Source organism: Pseudomonas sp. TUM25319 (genome assembly GCF_056388475.1).
Genome location: NZ_CM150751.1, coordinates 585,881 through 604,320 on the forward strand (window position 1 = coordinate 585,881; position 18,440 = coordinate 604,320).

Consider the following 18,440-nt stretch of genomic DNA (forward strand, 5'->3'; position numbering starts at 1 on the left):
TTCCTTTGTGGCTCGTCCTGTGGGGTCGGTCTAGGGTTTTTGTCAGCGCTGGTAGCAAACGGTACGTGAGGCGCTGGCATGTCGAACTGGATTTGCGAAACCTGAAAGCAACGCTGGGGCTGGGAAAGCTGAGCTGCAAAACCCTGGAATGGCCATCAAGAAGCTGTGGGTTTATCTCTTGGCCCACAACCTGATCCGGGTGCTCATGTCGCAATCGGCATTGTTGGCCGATTGCTTGCCTCGTGAATTGAGTTTCAAGCACAGTCTTCAGCTGTGGTTGGCGCTACGACAACGTGGCGCCGATGCCAAGGAGGATCAGGTGGTGGATTTGCTGGTGCTGATTGCTCAGAGGCGTGTGGGCAAGCGGCTCGGGCGTATCGAGGACTCGGGCCATAAAACGAAGACCTCAAGCATACCCCTTGCTGACCAAACCACGTCAATCAGTAAGGGCGGAGATCAGAAAATATGGGCATCCGAAACATGTTAAGTAAGCCATTCAAACCTGTCACCTCTTCTTCTGGTCTTTTCGCGGAAGTTGTGACGCTGAGTCTATAAGCGGGAGCGCAACTCATGGAGAATAAAAATGGCTGATCCTGTTGAATGGTGCACTGTGATCTGGTCTATGGCCGATCCGTCGACCAAAGCATCAACTTCTAGCTTGATTACTATTGGTGCTGCGTCTATGGCTGCGGTGCTTGCGGGCTTTTTCAGTTTGGCGGGGATATGGTTCGGACAGAGGGGGACCGCGAGATCTGAGCAGCGCAGTGTTCGCGCAGCCTTAATTGCGGAAGTTGCTGCACTTGTTGAGATTGAAGCAACACGAGGCTATATCGCTGAGATGAAGCACTACTCGGCTGATCTCCAAAGCTCAGATGGAGATGACATGAGAAGCATGGGGCTAGTGCATCGCTTCCCGATTGCCATCGCAGACACGTTCAATCAGATCTACCAAGCCAATCTCAATCGCCTTGGATTGTTATCGGTGGAGGAGGCAATGGACATAGTTCGTTTCCATCAGCTTGTTGGTGGCTGGGTTGTGGATGTCTCCCCTGGAGGGGTGCTGTATGAAGGCACAAATGACTGGGCGCACTTCGACGAGGCGGTTTATCTACTCCAGGAGGCGATGAAGATCGCTAACTCACTGATGAGCCGCTAAAGAAGTCGATGCTGGAATGAACGATGTGTGGACACAATGTGGACGTTTGAATGAGCCTACGCTGTAAAACCTAACACCTGAAAAGACGAAAGCCCCGCAATTCGGGGCTTCTAAGGTGGTGCGCACCAAGAGTCGAAAAACTGTATAAGCATAAGATTCTTATCAATTTATGCTCGCATAATCGGGTGGCAAGTTTGTCGAGCTACCAGGCGGTAGTAATTGGCTTATATTGCGCTTGGCGTAGGCCGATTGCTGCCTAGGGGCAAGTACTAATATGGTCAATCTCAGGCTCTTACATTTCCAGAATATAATGCAAGAATTTACGTCTTTCAGTGTCAGTCTGCATGCCTATCCGAACTTGCAATATTTCCACTTTCAGCTTCGCGTTTTGACTTGTCCCATTCATCGCGTCTACCCACCAATGTAATATCGGTCACCTCATCCGCCGTTCTCCGATCCTCGCCCCACGTCATCCCGCCAAGAATGCTGAGTGTTACCAGGGATCAAGGCCCCTGAGACCTGTGGGGATGTTCTCTAGCGTGGGACTGGCGTCTCTTTACGGCCAAGAGCAAGGGCATTTCATGATCGGGCCTCCTGAGCTCCGTTACCGGTGGGCGGATGGAGGCGGCATTGACTGACGAGACCAGTGCCTGAAGATCCTGATCCAGGCGCAAGCAGCAATGCGATGACCGGGGCATGCCTGACCGTCAGTCAGGTGCAGTCCATTCCCTGGTCTGCGGCACCATCATCTACAAGGCTGTTGCTGGTGACATTGGAGTTTGTCACGAAGGTGATTGCCGCAAGGCTATGTGCGATCAGGGCTGCAGCAGTGGTCGTGAAGCGGTTCTGCGCACATTGGCGCGCGGAGAGTTGGAGCAGAAAGCCGCCTGATAGAACATTTTGAGTCTTGAGGTTTCACTGTCATGTTCCGTGAATGCCGGGGCCGCTTTGCGGCCCATCGCGGCGGGAGGCCGCTCCCACAAACGACGCGGAGCGTTTTCGAACTCGGGTCTCGGAGCAACAGTGCAGCTCGGACTCGGAACGGCTGGGTTCGCTATAACGTTGAGCCACTACGACGGCTAACTCCGTATCGTGAGCAAGCTCCGATCCTACGATTTGAACTGCGCCCGTGCCCTATGTGCCAAGGCCCCGTAGTCGTCGATGATGTCTTGCCTGCAATCATCACCGTAATCCTCATGAAAATCCCTTTGGAATGGCTCCACTTGAATCACGGCGTATCGCTCATGCCAGTCTCCGGCTTGGGTGATAAGCAGGTTAGGAAGAGTTTTATCGAATTGGTCGGCGGTGATATCCAGGTTATGCCCTTCGAGCCTCAGCCAAATGTGCCGTAGGTTCCGATCTTCCTCCAACTCGCCCGTTACCACGTCGATTGTAATGCCCTCGTGCTCCTCACATAGGAACCACGCCAGCAACAAGCTCGCGAATTCACAGCAGTTTGTGGGGAACATGGAGAAAAGACCGAACGCAAACCAGCGCGGAGGGGTTCGCCGGAACGCCTTTGAGAACGCCGTAGCCGACTGCACAACGTCTGGAGCGAGGCTGGGGAAATTCGCCATGTGAGTCACCTTTCGCAGCCAAAAACAAAAAAGGCCCACCTTTCGGTGAGCCCTTTGAGTACTACGTATGGTGCCGGCACCAGGAATCGAACCCGGGACCTACTGATTACAAGTCCAAGCCTGCGACCAGTGTTTGCAGGTAAAACCCATACATCCTGCGGTTTTATTGGATATTGACGGATATTTGGGCTGCATATTATTTCCGTGTGTGGACACTATGTGGACGTTATTGCACGCGTGGTCTTTCTCTGGTTTTCAGTTCTTTGCACTCCGTGCAATGCCTCTCGCCTGCCCAGGGCCCACGGGGGGCTTGATCTTCGCCCCCGTTGCACCGCATCTGGTCTTTGCACTTTTTTCTGACGCAAAGCGCGTCGGCGGGAGGGGGATAAGTGATTTTCTCGATCGATTTTTTTCCCACGCCCGGATTTTTCACTCGCCGGCCGAGCGGTTCGTCTGGTGGGGATAGCCAAGCGCAGTCCAGAAGAAATACTGTATTCACATACAGTAAATTTCGAGTGCCCATTCCATGTCGACCACACCCCTGAGCTCTGCCGAGGATTGGCATCAGCTTCTCCAGGACAAACGAGCGTTGTATGAGGCTCCGATAGCTCACCACCGCGAGCTGCTGCATCAGGCCTACGCTCTGCGCGATGTCCATGTGATCGATCAGAACACCCTCGCCGAGATGCTGGAACTGGCGGATGCGGCCTTGGAGCACGCCCTGGAGCGTGCCCAGGACCTGGACGAAGCAGCGACTCAAGGCAAGGGGAGCGTGTCATGCACGCGGACGTAATCCCGCTGCGACTACGGGGGATAGAGTTGACCAAGGATGAGCGACGGACGTATCAGCCGCATCGCGGCGATGTCCGGGTGGCATGTGGGCATGATCGTCGATTGGGGCGTGCAACGAATGTTGCCGAGCTGCACCCCTTGAACAAGCGGGATCTCTCTCATCTACCGCCCCTCTACGATGCCCGCCTGTCAGGGATGTCGACAATGGGGTACGTGCTGAGTGGGATCGAGTTCGTCGATGGTTGCGCGTATGCGCAGTCCTGGTGGTGCCGGGCAAGATGAGGCTGTAGGGGCAGAATCAACAAGCAGCCCTTGCTTATATCATATGATATAGATAGAGTACCGCCATGCCCAGGAGAGATATCGACATGGAACTGTTTCATACCAGCCCTACTGAGATAACCGCCATTGGCCAGCATGGTCGCTTTGGCGAGTTTTTGTTCTTTGCTGATAGCGAATACGTCACCACAGCAGGGACTCACGTCACTTACAAAATTGAAGTGGCCGATAGCGACATCATCGAGGCCAGCAGCCTGTTCTTCCACCAGGGCGCGGAGAAGCTCGAGGGCTTGGTTACTCAACTGGCCGAGCGATTCGATGTAAGCGAGTCTGACGCTGAAAAATTGATTGATGAATCAATCAGCATTTACGACTTAGACTGCAACGTGGAACCAGAGGATCTGGCAGAGGCAAGCTGGGATATTCAACTAGCGACAGCTCGGGCGGCCAAAATTCTCGGTTACCGTGGAGTGGCAGTAAGCGACGAACAAGGCACTGCTTATATGATCGATCTTTTGAGTCGAGAGGCTGAACTTTTTCGCCTATGACTACCGCACAGAAAAAAGCCAGCGCACGATATAAGGCCAAACAAATTCAGATTCAGGCTCTTATCAACCCGACTACCGAGCAAGAATTAGCAGAGGCTTGGGAAGAGCTGGTGTCGCAGTTCGACGGAAGTAAAAAAAAGGCCCTTGCGTGGGCAATTCTCAACGCTCCGCAACTTAAAACACTCACCACGGGCACCAATCAATAAGGAAGATTTATGACAATGATGTATGTAAAACACAACGGGGTAATCAGCACAGCGGCTACCCTTACTGTCGAGCAGCTGTTAGATAAGTCCGGAAAAAGTTGCATAGAAGACTCCTTGGAGATCCTAGGTTACTACTCGTCGGTTCATATTGGACGAGAAAGTGTCGCTGAGCTTGAACTTCATATTAACCAGAATCCAGACGCTGATATTGCCGCTGTCGCCTTTGTGACTCTTGGGGATAACTATGAAGCCTACCTCATTGAAACAAGGCATGCTGCAATTCAATTCGTGAAAGAATATTCGCCCATAATTCGCGATATCTGTGACCTTACTATCAAATAAGTACCTGAACCCTAGTTTACTTCCGTACAAGGCCGCCAATTGGCGGCCTTGTTTCATGCAGTAATTGGTTTCAGCTTCCCCGAAAGCGCTAACGCGCTCGCCGCATCTGCAGTGAAACTACTGGCATTATTGGGCGGCGGACTGGATGCGTGAACGTGACCTGCAATCTGCAGGTTCATCTGCTCCACCAGGTCCAACAGGTCACACAGCACCTGCAGCACGTTGACCCCTTCCGACCCCAGCCAGGTCTTCGGCGCGATGCTCCGGCGGATGCCCTGGATCCGCTCCTGCAGGTCGCCCCCGACCGTCGCATTCAGCTTCTGCCCCACCACCAGGTTCAGATCCCGGCCCGTCGCCTGGTGCAGATCGTCGAACGCCGCCAGGCTCGCGGATCCGCCTGACAGCAGCTTGAGCGCGCCCAGCGCCTCGATCTTCTTGATGCCGCCCACCGTCTCGGTGCTGTGGTCGTCCACGCTCCTTGTATGGCTCTGGAATTGCTCGGTGTTGGCCATCGCCTCCACCTCGCGCTCGATCGCCTTGTCCTGGATCTTTCCGTCCGTCTGGCGCAGCCAGTTGCCGTCCGCGTCGACACGCTGCTGGCAGGCCTCGCTGTGCTGCCAGACCTGGTCGCCCTTCGGCACCCGGGGCAGGCTCAGGCCGTGCGGCAGGATCTGCTGGATGAAGGGCTTGTGCGGCAGGCCATAGGCGAAGGACACCACCACGGTGGTGCCCTCTTCGGGAAACCCGAACATGCCGGCTTCCTGGCCACCCATCGGCGCCGGCAGCGGCAAGCTGGTGAACACCGGCAGCGCCGGGTCGGGCTCGCCGTCTGGCAGCAGTACCTGGACGTCGACGCCGAAGCGAGGCCGGAAGTCGTCGCACAGGCCCGGCGCCGCCGGCGCGTCCGGTACCGCAACGACGCGACCGAAGCGCGGCAGGTGGTAGCCACCGGTGATTTCGGGGAACTGGCGCTCTACAGCGCGGCGGATTGCGTCTTCCATTTGATGGCCATCTGGTTGCCGGCGAGCGCGACGTGGGTCACCCGCTCGCCCTGGTTGATCGTTGCACCTGGTCGCAGCCCGGGCAGGGCCGCGATCATGGCGGACTGGTTGCCCTGGTAGCCGTCGAACAGCTCGATCGGCAGCTGCAGGGCCGGCCGGGCGCCGAAAAAGCTGTCTGCCCAGCTGCCCACGAACACCTCGCCATCACCTTGCTGCTGCCAGATGAAGTCCGGAATGCTGTAGACGCTGGCCATGCTTTCCATCGCCTGGATGCCGGCGGCGAGGCTGTAGAAGAACGGCGCCTTGGTCGTCGCGTAGGCCTGCTCGGGCACGCGGAAGCGCAGGCCGGTCTGTCGGCTGATCTCCTCGAGCACGGCGCGCAGGTCGACGTGGCGCAGATTCATCGGCAGAGGCTTGGCAAGGATCGCCGCCAGCTCGCGGCAGAACAGCACTTGCTGGCGGCTATTGGCCGCGGTGCAGCGCTCGACGTAGCCGATGAAGTGCCGCTGCAGAGTCTTGTCGTTGTAGCCGACATCGAGCGTCACCAGGCCCTTCACCGGCGCCTCGGCCTGGATCGTGAATGTGGCGCGCCCCGGGTTGTGCAGTTCCAGGCGAACATCAGCGTTCACCAGGTCGACGTCGGCGCCGGCAATGGTGAGTACCTGGTGCAGCTTCACGAGCCAGTCCCCAGCCAGTCATCGACCTGTTTCAGCGTTTCCTCGAAACGGCTCAGCCCGGGCTGGACAGCGCCGCCATCGCCGCCGGCAGCGCTGCCACCGACCGCCGAGCCGGTACCGCCCTGGGCGGCGACCTTGCTCTTGTCGCGGCGCTTCTCGACCTTCTCGGGGTTCGACTTCTTCTCCTGCAGGCTGAACTGGATCCGCCAGCACGCCAGGTTGTCATCCTCCCGGGCGCTCACGCCGTCGCTGAACTGCACTTGTCGGATCCCGAAGGCCGCTGCGCTGTCGTTGACCACGCGGTAGGTCTTGAGCTGGCCACCGCTTTCCGTCGCCTCTGCAAGGCGCATCAGGTCGCGCAGCCATGCCGCGTTCACATAGGGAATGGTCAGGGTCACGGTGAGGGTCTTGGGCTTGAAGCCCTTGTGCGCCGTCTCCGTGTTGCTCGTCTGGCCTGACAGGTCGTCGGCCTCGATGCGCATGTCTGCGGTGATCTTGAGGGTCTTGCCCTTCACGGCTTCGCCGTCCAGGAGCAGCAGCATTACAGGCCCACCAGTTCACGGACGAAGCTCATGCCCTTCTCGGACCCGACCAGGAGCACGCCGGCACTCATCACATACTCATGCCCCGGGGCGTCGCCGGCGAGCAGTTGCCGGCGCAGCTCGGCGCCGGTACCAGGCCCGATCATCCGCGCCCGGGTACTGCTGTCGGCCTGGCCACCCTGCAGGGACGCCTGCAGATCCGCCAGCGCCTGGTCGCGGGCCTGCTGCAGCTGTGCCTTACGAGAGGCCAGGGCCGCGAGGTCGGCCATGGGCGAGCTGTCGGCGGCGTAACTCTCCAGGGCGGCGATCTGGCCGGCCAAGGACTGCTGAGCGGCCTTCACCACGGTGCAGCGCTCCAGCGGCAACGGCGCCCAGCGCGGAAGCTGGCCAGCCTCGGGGATCACCCACTTTTCCGTCTCCAGTTTGGCCAGGTGTGTGGCCCGGCGCTCGGCGCGGACCAGCTCCGGCATCGGCATCAGCGCGTTGAACCGGACAAGGCCAGCGGCGAGCTGATCGAAGCGCGTAGCCAGGAACAGCACGCACAGCGCATGAAGCTCACCCTGCGGCCGGGCCGGATCGGTGTCGTCCTCGATCTTGCCGGCGAGCTGCTGCAGGAGGTTCGGCGCGGACAGGAAACGCTGATAGCCGCGCCCTTGGCCGATACCGCTCTGGAATGGGGTCACGACCAGCGCCGTCGGCGCTTCGCCCAGTTGCTCGGCCAGAGCCTGACGGCCTGCAGCGATCGCGCCCTGGGCGGCTTCACCCACCGGCCCCGGGTTGGTCTTGGCGATGTCCTGCAGGCTGGCCAGCCGTTGGCCGGTGTTGGCCAGCTCGGTACCGGCCAGCCCCTTGGCAGCGTCCAGTTGCCCCATCCACTGCGTGGCCTGGGCGGGCCAGCGCATCGAGACAGACGACCAGGTCATGCCGGCACCGTCCACTTGATGCTGCGCATGACCTTCAACTTCTTGTCCTTCAGAGCCTGGTCAGCCTCGCGCTTGAGGCTGTCGGCGTGCTGCAGCGCGGACTGCTTGAAGACGACCAGGTCCTGGTTCACCAGGTGCAACTGGTCGCGGGTGTGAGCGCGAAACTGTCGGACGCCGTCGGCGCCGGTGCAGGGATACGCGCTGTCCAGACCACTGAACACAAGGCCTGTCAGGTTGACCTGGTCTGTGAGAGCGCTGCTGTAGCTGTGCGACTCGCCCAGGGCGGCGGACGAGAACCCGCCTTCGATATATGCCGAGCAGCCGCTGTTGATCTCCTCGATCTTCTGAGGATGCAGCTTGGCCAGCACGGCTGTGATGTCATCCACCCATGCGCCGTTCTTCCAGACCTGGTCAGGCCCCGGGATGCTGGTTGTGTAGCCGGCCGGGATAGGCCCGATGCCGGTGATGGTCAGGGGTTCGGCATTGACGATGCTGTACACGACAAGCCCCTGGTAGTAGTTCACCAGCGCCCAGGCCTTGCCGTTCCAGTGCGCGGCCTTGTCCTGGGGGACCTCTGGCGGGGCGACTTCAACGCAGCCGCCTGGGATCAGCCATACGCCCTTTTCCACGGGGCATGGATCAGCGGCGACCGCGCCGATGTAGAGGCCCAGCTCGTTCGTTTGATAGACGACTTTCGATTCCATGAACTACCTCAGTATTTGATGCAGGCGAGCAGCGCGATGTTGCGCGGGCGTGCCTCGGTGCCGCCGTCCCAAGCGATCGAAACGGTGTGGGTGTGGTCTCCGGCCCAAGACGCAGTGCCTGTGACCGTGTGGGTGTGTGCTCCGGCTGTCTCGGTTGTGGCGTAACTGCCGCCCTCGTTCGCTGGAGAGGTGTAGGCGCCGATCGTGTTGTTACCCGAACTCGCTTTGCGCAAGTTGTGGCTGTGATCGCCTGCGGAAGCCGCCGTGCCGTTGATGTCGTGATAGTGAACGCCGTTCGTCGACACAGTCGCTGCGTGGGTGTGCGCGGCGTTCTGCCCAGCCTGAGCGCTGCCGAAGGTCCGGCCGGGGTCGACATTTCGACCGTCGTCCCAGCCGCGCAAGAACTCACCGCGTAGGTCTGGAACGTTGAACGTTGTGAAGCCATCCCCAGCACCGTATTGAATGCCGATCGCAGCAAACAAGCGGGCGAAGGTGGTCCTGGACACTGCTGCACCATTGGCTTTGATGAAGCCCGACGGAGCCACGGCGGCGGCAAACATGACCACGCACCCGGCCGGCAGGATCGCAGAAGGATCAAGGTTGCCGGTGTGATAGACCTCGTAGATCGGTGTCCAACTGCCGCTGAACTGGGTCGAACGCACCAACATCTTGACCCCGGCCAGCCCCTGGTGGATTGCTATCTGGGCTGCGCCGTTCGACGCATACGGCATGTTCAGGACAGTGGTGTACTTCGGCATCGCATAGGCGTCGGTAACGCAGACGTGAAAGCCGCCGGGCAAGCCGATCGTGTCGATATTGCTGTCCGGTGCGTTCTGCCCGCCCAGGCCGTATGCGCCACGCTGCAGGCCGTCGCTAATGCCGTAACCCGCAAGGGAGGTCGGATGCCCGGTTGTGATCTTGCTCCAGTCCAGTGACGGGATATCTCCAGCGGACAACTGCTGGCCTGCGACAACAATCCCCTTCGATGTGACCTGAACCTTCGTGTAGATACCGTCGAGCACACCGGAATTGGCCAGCGTGAACGGGATCACCACGTCCGTTGTGCCGTCGAATGCGACAGCGCCAAAGCCGGCGCCGGCGATCGATAGGCTTCGCGCAGTGCTCAGCTGCTTGGCCTTGCCGGCCGGCGTAGTGCCGTCGACCAGCGCGGTGACCCGGGTATTCACTTGCTGCAGGGCCTGCACCGTGGCGAACGCCTTCACCAGGGGCAGATCAATCGGCTCAACAGCGCGCAGATCGTTGATAGTCGCAGCGTTCAGGATCTCGGCCAGCGGAATCAGGTAGTGCTGGGTACTTGCAGCGTCGGTGTAGTCGACCAGGTTGGCGCCGAATACCACCGTTGCCAGCGCCACGCGGTCATTGCCCTGGCGCTGCAGCGACACGTCCAGCCATGCCTGGGCAGGCAGTGCCGGCACAGCCACCGGCGTGGCGGCACTGAAGCTGACCCTGATCCCCTCCAAGTACGCGGTGCCTGGCTTGAGCTGGTAGGCGCTTCCGACTTTTTCCAGCTGCAGCGCGGTACCGAGGAAACAGGCCCTGCCGTATACGTCGCGGTTGCTCAGGCGCTCGCGCTCGTCGACCCCTGCCAGGCGAGCGGTAAAGTCGTGTTGCCAGGTGCTCGCATCGATGCTGATGCCGGTCAGTTCCTGCGCGCCGCTGTACTCCACCAGGATGTTGCGGGTGACGTTGTTGCCGATCTGCAGCGGCGGAATGTTCTTGCGCTTCTGCTGCAGTGGCACGTACGCGACCGCGAACAGCACGCCCTCGGCCGACTCAAGGCCGAGCCAGTTCCAGTCGAAGTCCCCGATATCACTACCGAGCATCGAGCTGTAAACGACCTGGTTCGGGTTCACATACCCGCTGTTCTCCGGCGGAATTGCGTAGGTGTGGACGATCTGGCCTGCCGGCGGCTTGCCTGCAGCGCGGTCTACCGGCGCAGAGGCATCGAGGCCGGGCACGTTCGCGTAGATGAACCGGGTGATCTGCAGCAGCTGCTGCGCGCCCTGCTTTTGGGCAATGAGGCTTTCGCCGGCAATTGTGATCCTGGCCACTGATGGCTCCTACAGGGTCGCGACCAGCGTCTGCTGATCGTCGTTGAAGTCGGCCGCGTAGACACGCAGCGAAACGGGGGTGATGGTCACGAAGTCGTAACGCCGGCAGGTGCGGCCGTACTGCTGGATCAGCACGCGCAACAGCTCGGGGTTCTCAGAGAGCTGGGAGTCGGAAAGGCGCAGGAGCACGACGTCCCAGTCCCGGTCTTCCATGCGCTCCTCGATCTCGACGTAGCCGACGCCGAGGCGGCGCAAGATGCGCTTGAGGCCGGCCGTGCTGCCGGCGTCCACGGCGTTGATGAAGGCGTACTTCACGCGCAGCCGGTAGAGGCTTTCCGGCTCGCCCTTGAACCGCGTGATGTCCCGCTGCCAGGCCATCAGGTCAAGGATCGTCAGGTGACAGGTCTCGGCGTCGAGCTGCAGCAGCGGCCACTGCAGCCAGCCTTCCACCTTTTCCCACCAGCCCTGGGCGGACTGCTTGAGCTTGGCCAGCTCGGGGCCGGCGAGCCAGAAAGGCAGTTTGAGCCGGATCATGCGAGCACGACCTGCAGGCTGGCGATGCGCGGGATACTCAGCTCCGAAACGATGTCGTCATTGCCGAACTGCAGCGAGTCGATGTCGGGGAAGGTTTGGTGCAGCTCTTCCCCCAGGCGGCTGAACGAGAACCGCGACTGGGGGAAGGTCAGCGTCGGCTGGTAGTCGCTCGCGGTGCTCTCGCGAAACGCGGCCCGAATAAACAGCTCGATGTCGGTCTGCAGGCTGGTTCGGCGCATCGAGGTCAGGTTGGCGCGCAGCCAGACAGTGACGGCCAGAGCGTGCTGGGTCTCCGGCATCACCATGGCCAGCATGTCGTCGCCGTGCCCGTGATTGCCGGCGTCCCGGATGTGAGCGTTGATCTCCTGCAGGAAGGCCTCCGCCGGTACGCCGGCGTCGAACAACACGTAGGCATTGGCACTGCCCGGGCCGCGTGGTGCACCGTGCAGGAAGTAGACGCCATCCGGCCGAACGCCGGCGAACGCGGTAATCAGGGCGCGGTAGACCGCATCCGTGTGCCACTGATTGACGGCGCTGAACTGGTTGCGCGTGCGAAGGCGCAGCTGGTCGTCAGGCTCGGGATCTGCCCCGGGCGTCGTCAGCCAGCTGTCGGCGTTGACGACCTGGGCAATCCCCGGGATCGGCTCGACCAGGATCGCGTAGTAACCCGGGGCCAGGTTGTAGCCGCTGCCGACCTCGACGGCCTCGACCTTGACCGTCTTCTGCAGCAGGCCGTCAGGAATGACCAGGTCCTCCGTCGTCACCAGCTGGTAGACGTGGCCATTGATCGCTGCGGACTGCACCAGGACGCCGGCACGGATCACCAGTTCGCCGGCGGGGCTCTCGCGGGTGAACAGCAGCACGCCCTCGGCTTTCGTCGCGCCCTTGCGCTCGATGTTCACCGCCCAGGCGAGCATTTCCAGCCAGGCGCCGGTCGCGGTCTTGACGAAGAAGTTCGGCAGGACCGTGTCGCTGACCAGGGCGATCAGCCACAGCACTGGCTTGGTCACCAGAGCCGTGACCAGGCGCCAAAAGGGCGAGTAGCTGCTGGTGTTGCTCAGCTTGCTGCCCTGCGCGGCCACTTCGGCCTCCCATGCGGCTTTCAGACCTGCTTCGGTCGTTGGAATGCCGGCGTCGCTCAGCGCCTGGCGAAAATCCACGTCGCTCACAAATACACCTCGATATCTCCGAATTTCAGGGTCTTGGCTGTGATGAGGTACACGCCAAGGCCTTCCTGGGTAATGCGGGCGGTACCGGGCACCAGGCGCTCGTCGTCTTCCACCAGCAGTTCCATCTGCAGCACGCAGTCGGCCTGACGCTGCTTGCTGCGCTCAGCGACAAGGGTCACCAGCAGCCCGCTCTCGCGGATCATGTGGCCGATGTCCTGGGCAATGCTGGCTCGGTCCTCGATCAGCAGCGGCTGACGGGACGCATCGAGCACCAGGTCATTGCCCTGGATCAGCAAGTCGATGTACTCACCCATATCAGCCGACCGCCATCCCGATCATGTTTTCCAGCTCAAGCGGGGTCATGGGCTTGCTGGTGTTGATCTCGACTTTCTCGATGTGCGGCCTGCGATCGGTGTTGTTGGTGGTGTTCTGGATGCTGCTCATCAGGCCGCCTTTCGGCACCGCGGTCGGGCGCGTCGGGGTGATGCTCGGCGCCGCTTGAACCATCCGCTCGCGGGTGCGCTCGACCTGTGCTGCAGGGGCCTCAACCTCTACGCGGATGGGCGTCTGCGGTACTGCAGGGCCAGGAACCGAGGGCACAACCGGTCCGCGCTGGGGCACCTGCAGGAGCTGCTGCACCGGAGGCATCGAGGTGAGCACGGGCGGCGTCTGGATCGGCATAACCCCGACAGGCACCGTCTGGCCCGGGATTTCCGGAACCTGCGGCGCCGCCGGCATCTCGCCGAAACTCGCATCGATACTCACGCCCGGGATCTTGTTCAGCAGCTCGATGACGCCGGCGATCGCCTTCTTGAAGATCGAGACGATGCTGTCCCACGCGGCACTGACCATGCCGGCCCAGCCGCCCATTGAATCGAACCAGGTGCCAAGCGCCTGCAGCTGCTCCGCGCACCACTGAAACGCGGCGGTGTCCATAATCGCCGCCTTGATGTCGTCCCAGTACACGATCACGGCGGTGATCGCAGCGGCCAGCGCGACGATGCCGGCAATGACCAGGCCCACGGGGTTCGCCGCGAGTGCGGCGTTCACCAGCCAGATCGCGCTCTGCCAGGCCAGCGTGGCCACCTTTACGATTCCCATCCAGGCGACCATGGCGACCAGGCGGACCATGAAGATCGACAGCACCACGGTGTGCTTGAAGAACATCGCGATGCTCTTCCAGCCCGTCCAGGTCAGCAGGGTCCATACCACGTTGAGGCCCAGCCAGGTCATCTTGCTCAGCCCGACGACAATGGTCAGGGCGCTGAGCGCGGCCGTGATTGCCAGCACTGTCAGCGTGGCGATGCCGATCAGACGGGTGATGTTCGGAAACAGCTTGGTCCAGCGCACCAGGGTCTTTCCGATATCGACCAGGCGGGTCATCAGCGGCTGCAGAATCGGGATCAGCGCCTGGCCAAAGGCGATACGCAACGCCTGGACGGCCGCGCCGAACTGTTGCCACGGGTCGACCATCGCCTGGGCCATCTTCTCGGCCTGCTCCAGGCCGCGCACCTTGCCGAGCTGATCCAGCCCGTTCTTGAACCGCTCGGTGTCGCTGGCCAGCGCACCGATCACCTGGGCACCCTCGCCACCGAAGGCCTCGACGATCTTGGCGTTCGCGGCCGCGCCGCGCAGGTCGCCGAACTTGCCCTGGAGCTTGTCCAGGATGTCGACCATCGGCAGGACCTTTCCGTTGGTGTCCGTGAACTTCAACCCCAGCTTTTCCGAGGCGTTCTCGATGTTCTCGAAGAACGCTTTATAGCGGCCGCCGGCGTCGCCGCCTTCCATGGTGCTGGACAGTGAGCCGATGACCGCCATCTGCTCGGCCAGGTCGATGCCGGCGGCGGTGGCGATCGCCCCGGATTCCTTGAATGCGTCTTTGATCTGCTCGCCGCTGGTGCGGAACAGCCCGACCGCCAGTGCGGTCTGGCCGCCCAGTTTCTCGACCCATTCGTTCTTGCCCATGGCGTCCGCATGTTGCTTCTGCAGGTTGTACATCGTGCCGATGTACTCGCTCATGACTTCCTTGTCGGACTTCGTGGCCTTGGCCAACACGTTGCTTGTGTTGGTAAAGGTGGCGAGCTGGGAGCCGGCCAGGCCCTTGATGGCGCCCTCGATCTTGTAGGCCGATGCGACGAATTCATGGGCGTTCTCGCCGTACTGGATCGAGAACTCGAGGGACTTCTGGTTCAGCGCGTCCAGGGCATTTTCGGCAACGCCCAGCGATCGAACGTCGCCGAGGGCGCGGTTCACTTCCAGGGCGGGTTCCAACGCGGCATCGATGCCGGTCAGCGAGCCCCAAAGACCCGCCACGCCGGCGCCGATCTGCTTGATGTTGGCCTCGCTTTTTTCAGCGAGGTCATTGAAACCCGCCGTCACCTTGGCCAGTGGCGCGGTGACCTTGTCGGTCAGTGCCAGAATGAAGTCCAGGCGGCTTGAGGTGTTCGCCATGTGGGGTCAGCTTCCGTTGAATGCTCGGGCTATGCCGTTGGCCACCGCTTGCTCCATACGCTCCCAGTGGTTCGTTTCAAGCCACAGGGCGGTGCCCAGTGTTTCGGGTGTCGCAGGCGCGCCGGGCAGCCAGCGCTCGGCCAGGGCCAGCATCTGGCCCAGGCCGTCGTCGGTCAGTCGCTCGGCGTGCTCTCGCGCTTTTTTACGGTGACCTCAACCTTCGGCGAGAACTCCTCGACCAGGGCACCGGCGATTTCGAGGGTGGTGGTCGGGTGCACCAGGAAAGGCTTCAGCGCTTCCTTGTGCTCGGGTACCACGGCGGCCATCAGCAGGTTGTGGGACGGGGCCACCTTGTTGGCCTGGGTCAGGCCGTTGATGTATTTGGTCTGCAGGGCGACGTCCATGCGGAAGTCGAAGGCCTGGCCATTGATTTCCAGGGTGATCTCAGTGCGTCCGGTCATTGTGGTGCTCCAGTAGTGGTAGGGGTTGTAGGGCAGAGTCGCAGGTGGTCCTGCAGGCCGAGAATCATTCGCCGGCTGAGGGCAAGCTCTCGTCTGAGGGTGAAATAATCCGGTCGAGCGTCTGCAGCGAGTTCGGCGGTTCCTGCATCAGCCACGCCGGCGGCGCTGGCACTGGTGGGCACTGCGGCGCTGCAGGTGGCTTTGACGAGCAGCCGCTTATGGCCATCGCCAACACCACGCTGCAGGTCATCAATGTCATCGAGCTCATGTTTCAGTTCCTGGGTGTGCTTGAAGTCGTTTGCGGCCGCGATCGCCAGCCGTTCGCCAGCGATCCGCGCAGCCTCGCGCAGGCCGTCCCGTTCGTACTGGGCCTGGTCGCGCTCGGTCCTGGTGCTGTCGAGCTGATCGTTCAGGTCGTCGAACATCCAGAACGTCGCGCCGGCCAGCACCAGGGCGAAAAGAAGTTGGGTGACGGTGTTCATCGGGCGCAGAGCTCCATTTCGGCCAAGCGGCGGTTGTGCAAGCCCTGGACGAACACTTTCTTGCCCTGGGCATCGGTGATGAAGGCCCAAACCGGCGTCTTGCCGTCCGGCGCCCAGGCCAATGCCTTGCAGCCCCGGGCGATATCGCCGGCGTTGATCCAGCCGACCGCCCGGCTCGCGCAGGTGTTCGGCGCGCCGAAGTTGTGCGCGTGACTGCTCAGAGCATCGAACGTGTTCTGGCTGATCCTGACGTTGGTCAGGCAGTCGGCCAGCTCCAGTTGGCCCTTGCTGACCACCAGGTGCTCGACCTCGGCGCAACGCGCCGGCGACCAGTAGTCACCGACCACGACCGGATACGGGCTTGTGTAACGGGTGATGCCCTTGCAGACGGTCGGCAGCCCACGGGCCAGCTTGTCGGCATAGACGACGTTCTGGCCGTCGCCTTCCCAATTGCCCAGGAACGCCATCAGCGTGCTGCTGCTCAGTACCAGAGCGATCGACCCGGTCAGGATCTTGTTGCGCAGGCTCATGGCTTGCCCCTCCAGTCGCGCAGCATCTGGCGGTACTTGGGAACGAGGAGGACGATCTGCAGCACCATGTACAGAGCAGTCAGCATGTAGGCGACCGCCGACCAATCGACGGTTCCCGTGGCGCCCGTCGCGGCTACTCCGATCGCCGGCGCGGCCTTGGCCACGGCGATGGCAGTGTCCTGGGCGGCCTGATTCGCACTCATCGTTGGCCCCTCTTCTCGAAAGTGGTCTGGCACGGAACGCAGCGGGTCATACTGCCCAGGGCGCGACGCGCTTCGGGGATCTCGTCGCCGCAGTCCTTGCACTCGTCCAGGCTCGGGCCCGTGCTCTTCGACCGGACCTTGGCCAGCGCGGCGGCGATCGCCTGGTCACGCTGTCGCTGCTCCAGCCTCTGAGCGCGGTCGAACGGGCAGACCATCAGCTCAGGCCCTCGATCTCGGCGGCGGACAGGTACGGCACGCCGTTGATGCGGATGAAGTCCGGACTGGTGACGTCGTACGGCACCTTGTGTTTGGTCTTCTCGCCGCCCTTGCCGTCGATGTTGAGCAGGCTGGAAATTTTCGCCTTGCAGGCGAACGCCTCAACGCGGATCTCCTCGGTCGGGGTCTTGGCGTAGAACAGCTGGTCGAAGGGCTCCAGCTCGCGGAAGCTGCCGGCGGCCTTGGCCGCTTCCATCAGCAGGCTGAAGTTGTAGGAGTCCAGCTCCAGTTCACCGCTGGCCGCGACGTCGCCGGCGACCCATCCATCCGGTACGCCCTTGGTCTGGGCTACCGCGCTGTTGTCGGTGATGTCCAGGGTGGCGGTTTCAACGTGGATCTTCAGGTCGCCCACGTTGATGTCGAAGTTCATGCCACTGATTTTGGCCATGGGTTATTCCTCGTCCTGGGAAAGGTCCAGCGCGATGTTCGCGGTGATGTCCTTGGGGCAGTTGTACGGCCGGATCTTGATGAACACCTCGACCGCGGTACGGCTCTTCCAGGAGATCACCAGGTCGCCGTCCCGAGGCGACTGGATCTCGCCCGGGAACACCTCGCCGCCGAACGTCACGGCCTTGGCCATCTTGCGCAGGGGGGTCATCAGGTAGCTGGTGTTCGAGGCGATGCTGCCGGAGGTGTTGTTCAGCCGGCGGTCACCGATGCGGCGGATCAGCCGCGGGCGGATCTGGCGGGCGGCCTTGTCGGCCAGGCGCAGGTTCTCGATCACCTGGTAGTCGCTGGCAGCGGTGTCGAGCAGGTTCGCGTCGCCCCAATACACGCCCTCGTAGTCCGGGTAGGTCTGAGAGACGGAGAAACGTGACTTGTCGAGTTCGCTCCGGACGGCCGATGGCAGCGGTACCAGGTCCTTGTCCACCGGGGTCTCGCCCAAGCCGACCACGGCGCCGCTGGCAACGCGCATCGGGGTGTCGGCGATGCTCCAGGCCGCATTGGCCAGGCGGCCGGCCAGCACGCCGAGGTCGTTACCGTGCAACTGGGGCACGACCACGACACGCGGCGCGGCGATGTTCGCGGTGATCGCCTTCTGTTCCACCAGGTAATCCGCCCAAGTGGCGGTCGGCAAGATGCCGGCAGATGCCGCAATGACGAACATCCGGCGCCCGTACTTGTTGCTCAAGGTCTCGACGGCGGTGTGCATGGCCAGCAGGTCAGCGCCTGCATCGACGGGCTGGGTGATGACTGCGGCCTCGACGGAAAAACCCTGCTGGGCCGAGTATTCCAGCGCGGTCTGCCAGTCCCCTTCGGCGCCGATCGGCGCCGCGACGCAGGCCCAGCGATCGCCGCCGTTGGCCCGGGCTGCGGTGATCTGGGTTTTCAGGTCGCTGTCAGCAACGCCCAGATCGACATCGAGGTCAGACTGGGTGTTGAGGGCCAGCAGCTTGCCGACGTTCTTGGCGGCAGGGCCGATGAAAAGGAAGTAGCGCTCCACCTCGGCCACAGCGCCCTGGCCGAGGTTGAGGTTGTTGACGCTGACTTGTCCGAGTGCCATGTGGATGCCTC

At 61.7% G+C, this 18,440-nt stretch carries 25 protein-coding genes and 1 pseudogene; 7 read left to right on the plus strand and 19 right to left on the minus strand.

From position 1 onward, the window contains the following. Positions 1-62 precede the first annotated feature (62 nt). The 3 genes and pseudogenes from AC05QJ_RS02780 to AC05QJ_RS02790 form a co-directional block, all read left to right on the plus strand. A pseudogene (locus AC05QJ_RS02780) lies at positions 63-491 on the plus strand (IS4 family transposase); the annotation flags it as partial. A 92-nt stretch (positions 492-583) separates the two neighbouring features. Then, positions 584-1,156 carry a hypothetical protein gene (locus AC05QJ_RS02785; protein ID WP_476745476.1) on the plus strand — a complete coding sequence of 191 codons (573 nt, stop codon included), beginning with the start codon at positions 584-586 and terminating at the stop codon, positions 1,154-1,156. 696 nt (positions 1,157-1,852) lie between these two features. Next, positions 1,853-2,047 (plus strand): hypothetical protein, encoded by a 195-nt coding sequence (locus AC05QJ_RS02790; RefSeq protein ID WP_476745477.1) that lies wholly within the window; start codon positions 1,853-1,855, stop codon positions 2,045-2,047. 218 nt (positions 2,048-2,265) lie between these two features. Here the strand turns inward: AC05QJ_RS02790 and AC05QJ_RS02795 are convergent, their stop codons facing one another. Beyond that, a complete protein-coding gene (locus AC05QJ_RS02795; protein WP_476745478.1) occupies positions 2,266-2,733 on the minus strand; it encodes a hypothetical protein in 468 nt (155 codons plus the stop codon). Positions 2,734-3,259: 526 nt separating this feature from the next. On the opposite strand from AC05QJ_RS02795, the gene AC05QJ_RS02800 reads away from it, so the two are divergent. The 4 genes from AC05QJ_RS02800 to AC05QJ_RS02815 all read left to right on the plus strand — a co-directional run bounded on the left by AC05QJ_RS02800 (position 3,260) and on the right by AC05QJ_RS02815 (position 4,900). Beyond that, positions 3,260-3,526: a hypothetical protein gene (locus AC05QJ_RS02800; protein ID WP_476745479.1), complete on the plus strand. Its 267-nt coding sequence runs from the start codon at positions 3,260-3,262 to the stop codon at positions 3,524-3,526. A 367-nt stretch (positions 3,527-3,893) separates the two neighbouring features. Further along, on the plus strand, positions 3,894-4,352 hold the full coding sequence (locus AC05QJ_RS02805; RefSeq protein ID WP_476745480.1) for an AcrIF11 family anti-CRISPR ADP-ribosyltransferase: 459 nt from the start codon (positions 3,894-3,896) through the stop codon (positions 4,350-4,352). After that, positions 4,349-4,558: a hypothetical protein gene (locus AC05QJ_RS02810; RefSeq protein ID WP_476745481.1), complete on the plus strand. Its 210-nt coding sequence runs from the start codon at positions 4,349-4,351 to the stop codon at positions 4,556-4,558. The genes AC05QJ_RS02805 and AC05QJ_RS02810 overlap by 4 nt, the downstream gene beginning before the upstream one ends. 9 nt (positions 4,559-4,567) lie before the next feature. Next, entirely contained in the window at positions 4,568-4,900 is a 333-nt protein-coding gene (locus tag AC05QJ_RS02815; RefSeq protein WP_476745482.1) for a hypothetical protein, read from the plus strand. Between the two features lie 53 nt (positions 4,901-4,953). On the opposite strand, the gene AC05QJ_RS02820 is transcribed toward AC05QJ_RS02815, so the two are convergent. Genes AC05QJ_RS02820 through AC05QJ_RS02905 form a run of 18 tightly spaced genes read right to left on the minus strand, consistent with a single transcriptional unit; the run spans position 4,954 to position 18,429 of the window. Further along, positions 4,954-5,901, minus strand: coding sequence for a hypothetical protein (locus AC05QJ_RS02820; RefSeq protein ID WP_476745483.1), 948 nt, complete (start codon positions 5,899-5,901; stop codon positions 4,954-4,956). Further along, on the minus strand, positions 5,874-6,578 hold the full coding sequence (locus AC05QJ_RS02825) for a hypothetical protein (RefSeq protein ID WP_476745484.1): 705 nt from the start codon (positions 6,576-6,578) through the stop codon (positions 5,874-5,876). Before AC05QJ_RS02825 ends, AC05QJ_RS02820 begins: the two co-directional genes overlap by 28 nt. Further along, the gene (locus AC05QJ_RS02830; RefSeq protein ID WP_476745485.1) at positions 6,575-7,120 is read right to left on the minus strand and encodes a baseplate complex protein; all 546 of its coding nucleotides are present in this window, start codon (positions 7,118-7,120) and stop codon (positions 6,575-6,577) included. Before AC05QJ_RS02830 ends, AC05QJ_RS02825 begins: the two co-directional genes overlap by 4 nt. After that, positions 7,120-8,043, minus strand: a complete 924-nt coding sequence (locus AC05QJ_RS02835; RefSeq protein WP_476745486.1) for a hypothetical protein — start codon at positions 8,041-8,043, stop codon at positions 7,120-7,122. Before AC05QJ_RS02835 ends, AC05QJ_RS02830 begins: the two co-directional genes overlap by 1 nt. After that, positions 8,040-8,747 (minus strand): hypothetical protein, encoded by a 708-nt coding sequence (locus AC05QJ_RS02840; RefSeq protein ID WP_476745487.1) that lies wholly within the window; start codon positions 8,745-8,747, stop codon positions 8,040-8,042. The genes AC05QJ_RS02835 and AC05QJ_RS02840 overlap by 4 nt, the downstream gene beginning before the upstream one ends. Positions 8,748-8,755: 8 nt before the next feature. Continuing rightward, on the minus strand, positions 8,756-10,819 hold the full coding sequence (locus AC05QJ_RS02845; RefSeq protein WP_476745488.1) for a phage tail-collar fiber domain-containing protein: 2,064 nt from the start codon (positions 10,817-10,819) through the stop codon (positions 8,756-8,758). Positions 10,820-10,828: 9 nt separating this feature from the next. Next, positions 10,829-11,353 (minus strand): phage tail protein, encoded by a 525-nt coding sequence (locus AC05QJ_RS02850; RefSeq protein ID WP_476745489.1) that lies wholly within the window; start codon positions 11,351-11,353, stop codon positions 10,829-10,831. Next, positions 11,350-12,522 carry a baseplate J/gp47 family protein gene (locus AC05QJ_RS02855; RefSeq protein WP_476745490.1) on the minus strand — a complete coding sequence of 391 codons (1,173 nt, stop codon included), beginning with the start codon at positions 12,520-12,522 and terminating at the stop codon, positions 11,350-11,352. Before AC05QJ_RS02855 ends, AC05QJ_RS02850 begins: the two co-directional genes overlap by 4 nt. Further along, on the minus strand, positions 12,519-12,836 hold the full coding sequence (locus AC05QJ_RS02860; RefSeq protein WP_476745491.1) for a DUF2590 family protein: 318 nt from the start codon (positions 12,834-12,836) through the stop codon (positions 12,519-12,521). The genes AC05QJ_RS02855 and AC05QJ_RS02860 overlap by 4 nt, the downstream gene beginning before the upstream one ends. A 1-nt stretch (position 12,837) precedes the next feature. Continuing rightward, positions 12,838-14,973, minus strand: coding sequence for a phage tail tape measure protein (locus tag AC05QJ_RS02865; protein WP_476745492.1), 2,136 nt, complete (start codon positions 14,971-14,973; stop codon positions 12,838-12,840). A gap of 6 nt (positions 14,974-14,979) precedes the next feature. After that, on the minus strand, positions 14,980-15,126 hold the full coding sequence (locus AC05QJ_RS02870) for a DUF6890 family protein (protein WP_476745493.1): 147 nt from the start codon (positions 15,124-15,126) through the stop codon (positions 14,980-14,982). Between the two features lie 20 nt (positions 15,127-15,146). Continuing rightward, entirely contained in the window at positions 15,147-15,434 is a 288-nt protein-coding gene (locus AC05QJ_RS02875; protein WP_476745494.1) for a putative phage tail assembly chaperone, read from the minus strand. Next, positions 15,431-15,916 carry a lysis system i-spanin subunit Rz gene (locus AC05QJ_RS02880; protein WP_476745495.1) on the minus strand — a complete coding sequence of 162 codons (486 nt, stop codon included), beginning with the start codon at positions 15,914-15,916 and terminating at the stop codon, positions 15,431-15,433. The genes AC05QJ_RS02875 and AC05QJ_RS02880 overlap by 4 nt, the downstream gene beginning before the upstream one ends. Beyond that, positions 15,913-16,446, minus strand: coding sequence for a lysozyme (locus AC05QJ_RS02885; RefSeq protein ID WP_476745496.1), 534 nt, complete (start codon positions 16,444-16,446; stop codon positions 15,913-15,915). Before AC05QJ_RS02885 ends, AC05QJ_RS02880 begins: the two co-directional genes overlap by 4 nt. Continuing rightward, positions 16,443-16,649 carry a hypothetical protein gene (locus AC05QJ_RS02890; RefSeq protein WP_476745497.1) on the minus strand — a complete coding sequence of 69 codons (207 nt, stop codon included), beginning with the start codon at positions 16,647-16,649 and terminating at the stop codon, positions 16,443-16,445. The genes AC05QJ_RS02885 and AC05QJ_RS02890 overlap by 4 nt, the downstream gene beginning before the upstream one ends. Then, on the minus strand, positions 16,646-16,864 hold the full coding sequence (locus AC05QJ_RS02895; RefSeq protein ID WP_476745498.1) for a TraR/DksA C4-type zinc finger protein: 219 nt from the start codon (positions 16,862-16,864) through the stop codon (positions 16,646-16,648). The genes AC05QJ_RS02890 and AC05QJ_RS02895 overlap by 4 nt, the downstream gene beginning before the upstream one ends. Further along, positions 16,864-17,313 carry a phage protein gene (locus AC05QJ_RS02900; RefSeq protein WP_476745499.1) on the minus strand — a complete coding sequence of 150 codons (450 nt, stop codon included), beginning with the start codon at positions 17,311-17,313 and terminating at the stop codon, positions 16,864-16,866. The genes AC05QJ_RS02895 and AC05QJ_RS02900 overlap by 1 nt, the downstream gene beginning before the upstream one ends. Before the next feature lie 3 nt (positions 17,314-17,316). After that, positions 17,317-18,429 carry a DUF2586 domain-containing protein gene (locus tag AC05QJ_RS02905; RefSeq protein WP_476745500.1) on the minus strand — a complete coding sequence of 371 codons (1,113 nt, stop codon included), beginning with the start codon at positions 18,427-18,429 and terminating at the stop codon, positions 17,317-17,319. Between the last annotated feature and the right edge of the window lie 11 nt (positions 18,430-18,440).

What these genes read in the sequence shown, in the direction of transcription:
- AC05QJ_RS02785 (WP_476745476.1), top strand. Translation starts at nt 584, where the DNA reads ATGGCTGATCCTGTTGAATGGTGCACTGTGATCTGGTCTATGGCCGAT.
- AC05QJ_RS02790 (WP_476745477.1), top strand. Translation starts at nt 1,853, where the DNA reads ATGCCTGACCGTCAGTCAGGTGCAGTCCATTCCCTGGTCTGCGGCACC.
- AC05QJ_RS02795 (WP_476745478.1), bottom strand. Translation starts at nt 2,733, where the DNA reads ATGGCGAATTTCCCCAGCCTCGCTCCAGACGTTGTGCAGTCGGCTACG.
- AC05QJ_RS02800 (WP_476745479.1), top strand. Translation starts at nt 3,260, where the DNA reads ATGTCGACCACACCCCTGAGCTCTGCCGAGGATTGGCATCAGCTTCTC.
- AC05QJ_RS02805 (WP_476745480.1), top strand. Translation starts at nt 3,894, where the DNA reads ATGGAACTGTTTCATACCAGCCCTACTGAGATAACCGCCATTGGCCAG.
- AC05QJ_RS02810 (WP_476745481.1), top strand. Translation starts at nt 4,349, where the DNA reads ATGACTACCGCACAGAAAAAAGCCAGCGCACGATATAAGGCCAAACAA.
- AC05QJ_RS02815 (WP_476745482.1), top strand. Translation starts at nt 4,568, where the DNA reads ATGACAATGATGTATGTAAAACACAACGGGGTAATCAGCACAGCGGCT.
- AC05QJ_RS02820 (WP_476745483.1), bottom strand. Translation starts at nt 5,901, where the DNA reads ATGGAAGACGCAATCCGCCGCGCTGTAGAGCGCCAGTTCCCCGAAATC.
- AC05QJ_RS02830 (WP_476745485.1), bottom strand. Translation starts at nt 7,120, where the DNA reads ATGCTGCTGCTCCTGGACGGCGAAGCCGTGAAGGGCAAGACCCTCAAG.
- AC05QJ_RS02835 (WP_476745486.1), bottom strand. Translation starts at nt 8,043, where the DNA reads ATGACCTGGTCGTCTGTCTCGATGCGCTGGCCCGCCCAGGCCACGCAG.
- AC05QJ_RS02840 (WP_476745487.1), bottom strand. Translation starts at nt 8,747, where the DNA reads ATGGAATCGAAAGTCGTCTATCAAACGAACGAGCTGGGCCTCTACATC.
- AC05QJ_RS02850 (WP_476745489.1), bottom strand. Translation starts at nt 11,353, where the DNA reads ATGATCCGGCTCAAACTGCCTTTCTGGCTCGCCGGCCCCGAGCTGGCC.
- AC05QJ_RS02860 (WP_476745491.1), bottom strand. Translation starts at nt 12,836, where the DNA reads ATGGGTGAGTACATCGACTTGCTGATCCAGGGCAATGACCTGGTGCTC.
- AC05QJ_RS02865 (WP_476745492.1), bottom strand. Translation starts at nt 14,973, where the DNA reads ATGGCGAACACCTCAAGCCGCCTGGACTTCATTCTGGCACTGACCGAC.
- AC05QJ_RS02870 (WP_476745493.1), bottom strand. Translation starts at nt 15,126, where the DNA reads ATGCTGGCCCTGGCCGAGCGCTGGCTGCCCGGCGCGCCTGCGACACCC.
- AC05QJ_RS02875 (WP_476745494.1), bottom strand. Translation starts at nt 15,434, where the DNA reads ATGACCGGACGCACTGAGATCACCCTGGAAATCAATGGCCAGGCCTTC.
- AC05QJ_RS02880 (WP_476745495.1), bottom strand. Translation starts at nt 15,916, where the DNA reads ATGAACACCGTCACCCAACTTCTTTTCGCCCTGGTGCTGGCCGGCGCG.
- AC05QJ_RS02885 (WP_476745496.1), bottom strand. Translation starts at nt 16,446, where the DNA reads ATGAGCCTGCGCAACAAGATCCTGACCGGGTCGATCGCTCTGGTACTG.
- AC05QJ_RS02890 (WP_476745497.1), bottom strand. Translation starts at nt 16,649, where the DNA reads ATGAGTGCGAATCAGGCCGCCCAGGACACTGCCATCGCCGTGGCCAAG.
- AC05QJ_RS02895 (WP_476745498.1), bottom strand. Translation starts at nt 16,864, where the DNA reads ATGGTCTGCCCGTTCGACCGCGCTCAGAGGCTGGAGCAGCGACAGCGT.
- AC05QJ_RS02900 (WP_476745499.1), bottom strand. Translation starts at nt 17,313, where the DNA reads ATGGCCAAAATCAGTGGCATGAACTTCGACATCAACGTGGGCGACCTG.
- AC05QJ_RS02905 (WP_476745500.1), bottom strand. Translation starts at nt 18,429, where the DNA reads ATGGCACTCGGACAAGTCAGCGTCAACAACCTCAACCTCGGCCAGGGC.